The following is an 11347-nucleotide window of genomic DNA, read 5'->3' as shown; positions in this document are numbered from 1 at the left end:
TCTTAAGAGTTTAATGGCATACTGTGTATTGTTGTTAAACAAACCTACGGAGGAATATATAAATGAAATTAAAAGATGTACTTGAGAATATTAAGTTTTGGAATAAGGAAAAACAGTATTTAGATGATGAGATAGATGAAAGCTTAGAGGAAGAACCCTCTGATGCTGACAAAAGATTTTTTAAGAAGCTGAATAAAAAGATTGTTGCGGCTATGGTTGCAGCAGCATTACTACTAAGCGCTTTCGCTGGTGTAACAGGTGTGAGACATGTGATGGCAAAGGCTGATGAAGCGGAAGAAATGCTTTCAACAGTACCTGTAGTAAAGCAGGATGTGCAAAAGACACTTTCGGCAACAGGCACAATCATTTCCGCAGAAGAAAGCGGACAGTTTGCAACAGTAACAGGAAGCTATCCTGTTGAGGAAGTATATGTAAAGGTTGGAGATGTAGTAAAGGCTGGAGATCCTCTTTATAAATTAGATATGTCTTCTATGGAAGAAACACTTTCATATCAGCAGCAGGCTTTGAATCTTCAGAATCAGCAGAATGCCATTTCACAGCAGAACGCTGACAAGGCACTACAGGATGCAAAGGATTCTGGTGCAGTTCAGGTAAACGATGCCAACAGAAGCCTGGCTCAGGCTAAGCAGGACAAGGACGCTGCAGATAGAAATCAGTCTGTAAGTAACTCTCAGCTAGATAGCAGTAGAAATGCAGAAAACGATGCTAAGCGCGCTTATGATAATGCTAATGCCACTGTTAGTTCATTGCAGCGTAAGGTAAAGGATATCCAAAAGGAAATCGATGCAGCAGATGCCACTACAAATACAGATGAGTTAAAGAAAAACTTAGAGGCTGAAAAGGCTAGCTTAAACAGTGCCATGGTAGATAGAGATAATAAAAAGACAGTTTATGACAGTGCAGTTAGCGCAAGACAGTCTGCTGAACAAAGCTTACAGTCGGCAAAGGATTCTGCAGCAACATCAGCCAGAGCCTTAGATGCAGCATCAGCTTCAGCTGCAAATACACAAAACACTGCCAACAACAATATCATTTCTCAGTATCAGGCAGCAAAGGCTAACGAGCTTTCATCAAAGGCCAACACACTTTCGGCTGAACAGGAAATTGCTAAATCAAAGGAAGAGCTTTCAAAGGCAGTAGTTCGTGCCAGCCAGGACGGAACAGTAACAAATGTAAATATCGTAAAGGGCCAGACATATTCTGGAACAGACGCAGTAGTTATCGACAATGTCACAAGCCTTAAGGCAACAGCAGACATAGATGAGGCACAGATTCCACAGATAGCAGTTGGCCAGAAGGTTCAGATTAAAACAGATGCAACAGGAGACGAAATCTTAGCGGGAACAGTATCCTTCGTATCACCCACAGCGACAAAGAATAGTACTAAGACTACAGAAGGAGAATCTTCTACAGCATCAGTTTCAAAGAGCCGTGCCACATATAGAGTAGACGTGACACTTGATAATACTAATGAAAACCTTCGCCTAGGTATGACTGCAAAAATGACATTTATTACTGCAAATGCCAAGAATGCATTAGTAGTTCCTACTACTGATTTACAGACAGATGCAGATGGCAACAAATATGTTGTAGTTCAAAAGGCTGATGCAAGTACAAAGAATGTAACAGTTACTGTAGGAATCTCAGACGATTTCTATACAGAAATAAAGGATGGCAAGCTTAAGGAAGGCGATGTAATTATCGAAGCAGGATTAGATGGAAGTGCTGATGCAGTGCTTGATGATATGGGAGCAGATGGAGGTATCTATTTTGAGTAATGATATTTTATTACAGGCCAGAGACATTAAGAAAAGCTACTATGTAGGTACTCCTAACGAGCTGGAGATTCTTCATGGAATAGATCTTGATATTAGAAAAGGAGAGTTCGTATCCATAGTAGGACAGTCAGGTTCTGGTAAAAGTACACTTATGAATATCTTAGGCATCCTGGATAGACAAACATCTGGAAAATACATACTTGACGGAGTAGATATATCAAAGGCTCCTAACAAAGCGTTATCGTCTTTACGTAATAAACATATCGGGTTTGTATTTCAGACCTATAATCTGATAGCAAGAACAGATGCTATTGCAAATGTAGAAATGCCTATGTTATATGCTGGAATTTCTGAAAAGAAGAGAAGAGCTAGGGCTATAGAGCTTCTTGAAATGGTAGGAATGGGAGAGAGAATGCATCACACACCTGATGAGCTTTCAGGTGGACAAAAGCAGCGTGTTGCCATTGCTCGTGCTATGGCAAATGACCCGGATATCATTCTTGCAGATGAGCCTACAGGTGCTCTTGATTCTAAAACAGGACGTCTTGTAATGGATATTTTCCACGAGCTTCACGAAAAACAGGGTAAGACTATTGTGCTTATCACTCATTCAAACGAGCTTGCAGCAGAAACTCCTAGAATTATAACCATCAGTGATGGCAACATCATTTCAGAAAAAATAAATGACAAGGAAGGTGTGGCATAAATGATTAAAGAAAATTGTAAGCTTGCTATCATAAGCATTAAAGCCAACAAAATGCGTGCCTTTCTTACAATGCTTGGTATTATCATTGGTGTTTGCGCCGTTATTGCCATTATGACTGTTGGTAATTCCATGACTGCTGATGTAAAAAAACAGCTAGAGGGCTATGGTGTTCAAAACATCACCATCTATGTAAATCCTATAGATTGGGAAGCAGATATTACGGAAGCAGACTACGAGAATATGAGGCTTCGACCAGAGGCTTTGCACAAGCTTTCAGAGCATTTTAAGGATAAAATTAGTGGTATATCTGTTGAAGAAGAGCTAGGCGCTGGAAGTGTAGTAATGGATGGCAAAAAGGCAAATATAAACATTACCGGAACAAGCGCAGGTTACTACAAGGCTAACAAGGTAAAGCTGATTAATGGAAACAGCTTTAATGAATTTGATTATTCAATGGGTAAAAATACAATCATTGTTTCAGATAAATTTATTGAGCAGCTTTATGGCAAGGAATACAAGCCAGAGAATTTCCTTGGTAAGGAAATTGAAATTAATATAAATGAAGAATATCTGAATGCTACAGTAGTTGGAATTTATCACTATGAACAGGCTGGAAGTGCCAGAGGTGGAAACAAAAACATTACTACTAATGCCTATATTCCACTAAAGAGGGCATGGGCTTTTTCTCATGATGAAGCATTTTTTGAGTGTACTGTAGTTGCAGCAGATGGAGTGAATGCCTCAGAGCTATCAAACCAGATAAAAGAATATCTGACAGAGGTTATGGCTAGCAACTTAGGTGATAAATTCATGGTGGACGCTTACAGCAATCAGTCTATGATTGAAGAAAATACAAAGACTATGAATCAGATGACTATGGCAATTTCAATGATTGCCGCAATCGCATTAATCGTAGGTGGAATCGGCGTAATGAACATTATGACTGTATCCATCACAGAACGTACCAGAGAAATCGGTACAAGAAAAGCCCTTGGTGCACCAGATAGTATGATTATGCTTCAGTTTATCAGCGAAGCAATTATCATATGCCTGATAGGCGGCATCATCGGTATAGTTCTAGGCTTAGTCCTAGGAAATGTGGCAGTCCACTTTATGGGCTATACACCACATATTTCATTTGCAAGTATCTATTTATCCGTAGGGTTCTCAATGGCCATAGGCGTGTTCTTTGGTTACTCCCCAGCCAAGCACGCGGCCAACATGAACCCAATAGATGCTCTTCGTTACGAATAGAATGGACGTAATATTAGAGCAAACTCATTCTCCCTAGGCCCTGGATTAACCCAGGGCTTTTTCCATGAATTTTTCATTATTAATAATGAAGCGTTCGTGAGTTCCTTTGCCGATTACGTTGTCTCCATCGAAGCAGGTTACTTCAAAAACAAGACGGCGACGGTCGATTTCTACAAGAGTGGCCTCACATGTGATAGTGTGACCAATAGCTGAAGCGCGGTCGTGGCTGATATCAACCCTTGTTCCAACGCTGCCTTCCCCATCGGCAAGCTCTGGCTGAATCATCTTCCAGCAGGTTTCCTCCATAAGAGCAAGCATTGCTGGTGTGGCAAAAACATCTAATGCACCACTTCCGAAAGTCTTAGCTGTGTTTTGTTCTGTTACTGTAGTTTTTAAGCTACCTTTCATTCCAATTTCTAACATTAGTTTCTCCTCTTTTCGTATGTTCTATGGTTTGTATAATAGCCATTTTTGTGCTATAATTCAACACCGTGAGTTCGTAACCATCCTCACTTAAATCAAAACTAGGAGATGTATAAAAATGAATAAAAAAGTATTATTATTATGTCAGGGTGCGATGATCGCAGCCATCTATGTTGTATTGACAGTATTTATCAATGCATTCGGTCTTGCAAATGGTGCAATTCAGATTCGTATATCTGAGGCTCTTTGTATTTTACCTATTTTTACACCAGCAGCAATTCCTGGACTTTTCGTAGGTTGTGTACTTTCTAACATCATTACTGGATGTGCTATCTACGATATTGTTTTTGGAAGTCTTGCTACATTACTTGGTGCAATCGGTACTTATTACCTTAGAAAAACTAAATTTTTATTTACATTACCACCAGTTATCGCAAATGGTGTTATAATTCCATTAGTACTTAGATTCGCTTATGGATTGCCTGATGCATATTGGTTCTTAGTTGTAACAGTATGCGTTGGAGAGATTATCAGCGTTTGTATTCTTGGTATGATTCTTAAGGTTGCACTTTGGCCACAGAGATATTTCATATTCAGAAATACAGAAGAAAAGGAAAACAATTAATTCGGAGGACAAAATGAAAGAAATTCTTCAGCAGATTAAGGACGAAGTTATTAAGGGCTTCACAGCTGCAGGTTATGATGAAAAATATGCAATGGTTACACTTTCAAACAGACCTGATTTATGCCAGTTCCAGTGCAACGGCGCTATGGCAGCAGCTAAAGAATACAAGAAGGCCCCTATTGCTATTGCTAACGAAGTAGTAGAAAAGCTTGCAGGAAATGCAATGTTTTCAAAGTGCGAGGCATGCCCACCTGGATTTATTAACATGAACCTTTCAGATGAATTTATATCTGAATTTGTTTCAAACATGGCAGCTGACACAGAGCGTTTTGGTGTAGATAAGGTTGCCACACCTAAGAAGGTCATGATTGATTACGGCGGACCTAACGTTGCTAAGCCACTTCACGTTGGACACCTTCGTTCAGCTATCATCGGTGAGTCTATTAAGCGTACAGCTCGCTTTATGGGTGACGAGGTTATCGGTGATGTTCATCTTGGAGACTGGGGTCTTCAGATGGGACTTATCATTACTGAATTAAAGCTTCGTAAGCCAGAGCTTTGCTATTTCGATGAAGCTTATGATGGAGAATACCCAACAGAGCCACCATTTACTATTTCAGAGCTTGAGGAGATTTATCCTTGTGCTTCAGGAAAGTCAAAGGAAGACCCTGCATATAAGGAAGCTGCCATGACAGCCACATACGAGCTTCAGCACGGAAGAAAGGGTTATCAGGCACTTCTTACACATATTCTTAATGTTTCAGTTACAGACCTTAAGAGAAACTATGAAAAGCTTGATGTTACTTTTGATCTTTGGAAGGGCGAAAGCGATGCACAGCCTTACATCCCTGATATGGTTCAGAAGATGAAGGACGACGGCTTTGCTTACATTTCAGAGGGCGCTTTAGTTGTTGATGTTAAGGAAGAAACAGATACAAAGGAAGTTCCACCATGTATGATTCTTAAATCTGATGGTGCTTCACTTTACAATACAACAGACCTTGCTACAATGGTTTGGCGTATGAAGGACTACAACCCAGATTCAATCATCTACGTTGTAGATAAGCGTCAGGAGCTTTACTTTACACAGGTATTCCGTTGTGCTAAAAAGACTGGCATCGTTCCAGCAGATAAGAACCTTTACTTCGTAGGCTTTGGTACTATGAACGGCAAGGATGGCAAGCCATTCAAGACACGTCAGGGTGGCGTTATGCGTCTTGAGTATCTTCTTCAGGAAGTAGAGGATAAGATGCTTGAGAAGATTAAAGAAAACGGCACAATGAACGACGAGGATGCCTTAAAGACAGCTAAGATTGTTGGTCTTTCAGCAGTTAAATATGGTGATTTATCAAACCAGGCTTCAAAGGATTATATCTTCGATATCGACAGATTCACATCTGCAGAAGGAAACACAGGTCCATACATCCTTTACACAATCGTAAGATGTAAGTCAATTCTTGCAAAAGCAGGAGTAGAAAGCATTGAAGGAGCTATCCTTCCAGCTCATTCTGATTCTGAGCGTGGATTACAGCTTGAACTTACAAAGTTTATGGCAGCTCTTACATCAGCTTACGAGGATATGGCACCTCACAAGATTTGCGCATATATTTATGATTTAGCAAACGCATTTAATAGATTTTATCATGACACAAAGATTTTAGCTGAGGAAGACGAAGCTACAAAGGCAAGCTATTTAAAGCTTCTTGTTCTTACACGTAGCGTACTTGAAAAGTCTATTGACTTACTTGGCTTTAATGCACCGGAGCGTATGTAATGGTTGATAATTCGTTTTTACCAATTGATTTTATTAATCGCATGGAGCAGGACTTAGGTCCTGACTTCCATGCGTTTTTGCGTTCCTTTGAGGAAAGCAAAATATCTGCCTTAAGATTTAATCCTATAAAATCGGACGAAAAGGCAAAAGAAAATATAGCCTCAATGCTTGAAGAGCAGGTTGAGTGGAGTCCTAACGGCTACTATTATGATGATGAAAATAGTCGTCCTGGAATCCATCCATATCATGCTGCTGGAGTATATTATATTCAGGATGCATCAGCACAGCTTCCTGTAGAAATGCTTTCTCCAAAGCCAGGTGATATTTGTCTTGACCTTTGCGCCGCACCTGGTGGCAAATCCACCCAGATAGCAGGCTATCTAAATGGCGAGGGCATTCTTGTTTCCAACGAGCCAATGAAAAACAGAGCCAAGATTCTTTCAGAAAATGTAGAGCGCCTAGGAATCAGAAACTGTATCGTAACATCTGAATATCCTGATAAGCTTGCTGAAAAGTTTGAAGAGTACTTTGACAAGATTATGGTGGATGCACCATGCTCTGGTGAAGGTATGTTTAGAAAGAATCATGACGCATGTAATGAATGGTCTCTTGATTCAGTTCAGATGTGTGCCGACCGTCAGGCTGAAATATTAGATAGAGCATACGAAATGCTGGTGCCAGGAGGCAGAATGTGCTACAGCACCTGTACCTTTGCAAAGGCAGAGGATGAGGAGGCAGTAGCAGCCTTTGTAGAAAGACACCCAGATATGAAGGTTGTAGAGGAGCGTAGATTATGGCCACATAAGGACAAGGGTGAGGGCCACTATGCATGTCTTTTGGAAAAAGGCGGCACATTTGACGGTGATAGAAATTACTATGATATCAATCGTCCTAGTGATAAAATGTTAGTGGATTATTATGCCTTTATAAAGGAGACATTAAAGGAGCCTAAGGAATGGAAGAACAATCTGCTTCTTATAAACGATTTGCTTTACAGGCTGCCTGATGAATGTCCAGATTTCAGTGGGCTTCATGTACTTAGAGGAGGCCTGTTCCTTGGAACTCTCAAGAAAAACAGATTTGAACCTAGTCATGCCTTGGCTTTAGCACTTAAGGCAGATGAGGTATGTAATTCGGTGGCTTTTGCCACAGATAGCCAAGAGATAAAGGATTATCTTTTGGGGCAGTCCATAAGAATAGACGGCATTAAGGATGGCTGGACACTTATTACTGTGGATGGCTATTCTATTGGATGGGGTAAGGCTGTCAAAGGACAAATAAAAAATCATTACCCGAAGGGACTTAGACGATATGATTCATAAGATTTACAGACACAAACAGGATATTTACGAGTATATTATGTTTACCATTGCTTCAGCTGTAATGGTTATTGGAATATACTTTTTTAAGTTCCCAAATCATTTTTCATTTGGTGGCGTCAGCGGTCTTTCTATTGTGTTGGCCCAGCTTTTGCCAAGGACACCAGGTTATATCAACCTTGTTATTAATATTGTACTTTTAATTTTAGGTTTTATCGCCTTAGGTAAATCCTTCGGTATTAAGACTACATATATCACACTTTTAGTATCCTTTGGTCCTAGCATATTAGAAAAAATCGCACCTATGGATGGACCACTTACCAATCAGCCAGTGCTTGAGCTTATGTTTGCTATAGCACTTCCTGCATTTGCATCGGCTGTTTTCTTCAACCTTGGTGCATCTAGTGGTGGTACAGATATTGTTGCCATGATTCTTAAGAAATATACAAAGGTAGATATTGGTACAGCACTTTTCATGTCAGATGTTATTATCGTAGTTTTGGCATGTCTTGTATTTAACGTAGAAACAGGTTTGTTCTCACTTGTTGGACTTCTTGCAAAGTCACTTGTAGTTGATGAAACTATCGAGAATATTAACCTGGCAAAATACTTTACAATTATCTGTTCAAATCCTGAACCAATCGTGGATTTCATCATGAACGATTTAGGAAAGGGTGCAACAGTATATAAGGCTGAGGGAGCATACGGTCACACTGAAAAGACAGTTATACTTACAATCCTTAAGCGTCAGCAGGCAGTAGAGCTTAAAAACTATATCAGACGCAATCAGCCAGGCGCATTCATAGCAATTACAAACAGTAGCGAAATTATAGGAAAAGGCTTTAGAGGATATAATTAATGAATACAACTTGGGGAATTCTTGCTCACGTAGATGCGGGCAAGACTACACTTTCAGAAGCAATTTTATATAACGCTGGAGTTTTGGCGGACCTTGGTCGAGTAGACAAGGGGTCCGCCTTTTTAGATACAGACGAGCAGGAAAAGAATAGGGGAATTACCATCTTTTCAAAGCCGGCTGTATTTGAATACATGGGACAGAAGCTTACTTTGCTTGATACTCCAGGACATGTGGACTTTGCAACAGAAACAGAAAGAGCCATTTGGGCCTTAGATTTTGCAATCCTTCTTATCAGCGGAACAGATGGTGTGCAGGCTCATACAAAGACTCTTTTTTCTTTGCTTGAAAAGAACAATGTTCCTACCATTATCTTTATTAACAAAGCAGATATGGCTGGCTTTAACCAGGATTTTGTTATAAATGATTTAAAGGAAAAGCTTTCTAAATCATGTCATTTGCTTTCAAATCAAGAGGATATTGCCATGGAGGATGAGGCTGCCATGGAGGAATATTTGGAGAAGGAGCAAATATCTAACTATCGTATATACGATATGGTTCTCGATAGAAAGCTGTTCCCTGTTATCACAGGCTCGGCTTTGAAAAATGAAAATGTGGATGAATTTCTTTCATTTATGAAGGGCATTAGCGACCACTACAGCAATGAAAAAAGCGGTCTATTAAATGCTGATTTTGGGGCAAAGGTGTACAAAATAGAAAGCCTAGGAAGGGATTCACGTCTTACCTTTATAAAGCTATCAGCTGGTTCCATCAAGGTAAAGGGACTTCTTCCAAACGGCGAGAAAATAGATCAGATAAGAATCTATTCGGGTAATAAATATAATCAGGTGGATGAGGCAAAAGCTGGTGATGTAGTAGCACTTGTTGGTCCTAAGAATACCTTTGCAGGCGAAGGTTTTGGCACTGTTGAAAACAGGCCAGAGCTTAATATTACACCTGTACTTAAATACAAGCTGGAATTTTTGGATGATACTATCCCGCGTTTAGCCTACCCAAAGCTAATGGCATTTAACGATGAGGATGCATCCTTAAATGTAAAATGGAATGAAAGCCTAGAAGAGATTACCTTTAACCTGATGGGTGAGGTGCAGACAGAAATTCTGCTTAATAGAATTGAAACTGAGCTTGGAATAAAGGCGAAGTTTACAGAGGCAGGAGTTTTATATAAAGAGACTATCAAAGAGCCAGTGGAGGGTGTAGGGCATTTTGAACCCCTTCGTCATTACGCAGAAGCTCATATACTTATGGAGCCACTTCCTACTGGTAGCGGAATAGAAGTTGAAAGCAATGTTTCTACAGATGATTTGGCTCTTAACTGGCAAAGACTTATCACTACCCACATCCTTGAAAGGGAACATGTAGGTACAGCCATAGGAGCGCCAATCACTGATGTGAAATTTACTATAGTTGGCGGTAGAGCTCATATCAAGCACACCGAAGGTGGTGATTTTAGAGAGGCTACATATCGTGCAATAAGACAAGGATTAATGGAGGCTGGTACTGAAATTCTAGAGCCATATTTTGATTTTGAAATTACACTTCCTTCTAATCAGATAGGCAGGGTTATGACTGATATAGAAAACATGGGTGGAAGCTTCGAGGTACCAGAGGATTTAGGAGGCGAATCAAGAATCACTGGTGTTGCACCTGCTGTAGGAATCAGAAATTATCAGGCAACCCTTGTCACCTTTACTAAGGGAATGGGACAGATAGCACTAAACAATGCTCATTATGATATCTGTAAGAATCCTCAGGAGGTAATAGATGCTATTGGATATAATCCAGAGGCGGATATTGATAATCCAGCAGATTCAGTTTTCTGTTCTCATGGTGCAGGGGTTATAGTGCCTTGGAATCAGGTAAAGGAAAAGTGCCATGTGCCATGCTTTGAAAACAAGGATTCCATTGATGAAATGTATGATACTCCTATTAACATGAAGCGAATGAACCACGGAGTAGACGAGTGGCTAGACCCAGATGAAATCGATAATATTCTAAGAATGGCTACCCACAGCAATCATGGTAAAAATCCTAAAAAGGGATGGCATTATGGTGATTCTTCCAGACCAAGAAGAGTGGATTCAGATTATGTCTATACAGCCCCAAAGGAGGTTAAGCCAAGGCAGAAATATTTACTGGTAGATGGCTACAATCTTATTTACGCATGGCCTGAACTGAAGGAGGTTTTGAATGTAAATTTAGATGGTGCCAGAGGAAAGCTTTTAGATATTCTTAGCAACTACAAGGCTATGACAGATTACGAGGTAATCGCTGTATTTGATGCCTATAAGGTAAAAGGACATGAGGTGTCTGCATCGGATTATTTAAACATCCATCAGGTGTTTACAGCAGAGGCTCAGACTGCCGATGCCTACATCGAAAGATTCACTCATGAGCATGGAAAGAAGTATGATATTACTGTAGTTACATCAGATTATCTTGAACAAATTATTATCAGAGGAGCTGGCGCCAGACTAATATCTTCAAGGGAGTTTATTGAAGAGGTTAGCAGAAGAGCAAATCAACTCAGAGAGGAATACGATATTAAATAAAGAATTCTTTTAACAATA

The 11347-nt window shown here is 40.0% G+C and carries 9 protein-coding genes; 8 read left to right on the top strand and 1 reads right to left on the bottom strand.

Annotated elements, in window-relative coordinates; all coding sequences use genetic code 11:
- Window positions 1–62: 62 nt before the first annotated feature.
- From BM097_RS00730 to BM097_RS00720, 3 genes are read left to right on the top strand one after another with little or no spacing between them, the layout of a single operon-like run.
- Complete coding sequence (locus BM097_RS00730) at window positions 63–1799, top strand: permuted SH3 domain-containing protein (RefSeq protein WP_090544916.1); 1737 nt, start codon at window positions 63–65, stop codon at window positions 1797–1799.
- Complete coding sequence (locus tag BM097_RS00725; RefSeq protein WP_242944629.1) at window positions 1777–2505, top strand: ABC transporter ATP-binding protein; 729 nt, start codon at window positions 1777–1779, stop codon at window positions 2503–2505. Before BM097_RS00730 ends, BM097_RS00725 begins: the two co-directional genes overlap by 23 nt.
- Window positions 2506–3759 carry an ABC transporter permease gene (locus tag BM097_RS00720; RefSeq protein ID WP_090544914.1) on the top strand — a complete coding sequence of 418 codons (1254 nt, stop codon included), beginning with the start codon at window positions 2506–2508 and terminating at the stop codon, window positions 3757–3759. It abuts the gene before it with no gap.
- Between the two features lie 45 nt (window positions 3760–3804).
- On the opposite strand, the gene BM097_RS00715 is transcribed toward BM097_RS00720, so the two are convergent.
- Entirely contained in the window at window positions 3805–4182 is a 378-nt protein-coding gene (locus BM097_RS00715) for a thioesterase family protein (protein WP_090544912.1), read from the bottom strand.
- A gap of 118 nt (window positions 4183–4300) precedes the next feature.
- Between BM097_RS00715 and BM097_RS00710 the strand changes: the two genes are divergently transcribed.
- Genes BM097_RS00710 through BM097_RS00690 form a run of 5 tightly spaced genes read left to right on the top strand, consistent with a single transcriptional unit; the run spans window position 4301 to window position 11329 of the window.
- Window positions 4301–4807, top strand: a complete 507-nt coding sequence (locus BM097_RS00710; RefSeq protein ID WP_090544910.1) for a QueT transporter family protein — start codon at window positions 4301–4303, stop codon at window positions 4805–4807.
- Window positions 4808–4820: 13 nt separating this feature from the next.
- Window positions 4821–6581, top strand: a complete 1761-nt coding sequence (gene argS / locus BM097_RS00705; protein WP_090544908.1) for an arginine--tRNA ligase — start codon at window positions 4821–4823, stop codon at window positions 6579–6581.
- Window positions 6581–7903 (top strand): RsmB/NOP family class I SAM-dependent RNA methyltransferase, encoded by a 1323-nt coding sequence (locus BM097_RS00700; protein WP_090544906.1) that lies wholly within the window; start codon window positions 6581–6583, stop codon window positions 7901–7903. The genes argS and BM097_RS00700 overlap by 1 nt, the downstream gene beginning before the upstream one ends.
- A complete protein-coding gene (locus tag BM097_RS00695; protein ID WP_090544904.1) occupies window positions 7893–8759 on the top strand; it encodes a YitT family protein in 867 nt (288 codons plus the stop codon). The genes BM097_RS00700 and BM097_RS00695 overlap by 11 nt, the downstream gene beginning before the upstream one ends.
- Window positions 8759–11329 carry a translation factor GTPase family protein gene (locus tag BM097_RS00690; RefSeq protein WP_090544902.1) on the top strand — a complete coding sequence of 857 codons (2571 nt, stop codon included), beginning with the start codon at window positions 8759–8761 and terminating at the stop codon, window positions 11327–11329. The genes BM097_RS00695 and BM097_RS00690 overlap by 1 nt, the downstream gene beginning before the upstream one ends.
- The last annotated feature ends 18 nt before the right edge of the window (window positions 11330–11347 follow it).

The organism is Pseudobutyrivibrio sp. OR37 (genome assembly GCF_900113655.1).
Classification (GTDB): Bacteria; Bacillota; Clostridia; order Lachnospirales; family Lachnospiraceae; genus Pseudobutyrivibrio.
Note: the sequence above shows the minus strand (reverse complement) of the source record. Positions and strands in the feature narration are given on the sequence as shown.

Excerpts from the sequence above, each read along its gene's own strand:
- BM097_RS00700 (WP_090544906.1), top strand. The coding sequence starts at position 6,581 with ATGGTTGATAATTCGTTTTTACCAATTGATTTTATTAATCGCATGGAG.
- BM097_RS00690 (WP_090544902.1), top strand. The coding sequence starts at position 8,759 with ATGAATACAACTTGGGGAATTCTTGCTCACGTAGATGCGGGCAAGACT.
- BM097_RS00715 (WP_090544912.1), bottom strand. The coding sequence starts at position 4,182 with ATGTTAGAAATTGGAATGAAAGGTAGCTTAAAAACTACAGTAACAGAA.
- BM097_RS00720 (WP_090544914.1), top strand. The coding sequence starts at position 2,506 with ATGATTAAAGAAAATTGTAAGCTTGCTATCATAAGCATTAAAGCCAAC.
- BM097_RS00695 (WP_090544904.1), top strand. The coding sequence starts at position 7,893 with ATGATTCATAAGATTTACAGACACAAACAGGATATTTACGAGTATATT.
- BM097_RS00725 (WP_242944629.1), top strand. The coding sequence starts at position 1,777 with ATGGAGGTATCTATTTTGAGTAATGATATTTTATTACAGGCCAGAGAC.
- BM097_RS00730 (WP_090544916.1), top strand. The coding sequence starts at position 63 with ATGAAATTAAAAGATGTACTTGAGAATATTAAGTTTTGGAATAAGGAA.
- argS (WP_090544908.1), top strand. The coding sequence starts at position 4,821 with ATGAAAGAAATTCTTCAGCAGATTAAGGACGAAGTTATTAAGGGCTTC.
- BM097_RS00710 (WP_090544910.1), top strand. The coding sequence starts at position 4,301 with ATGAATAAAAAAGTATTATTATTATGTCAGGGTGCGATGATCGCAGCC.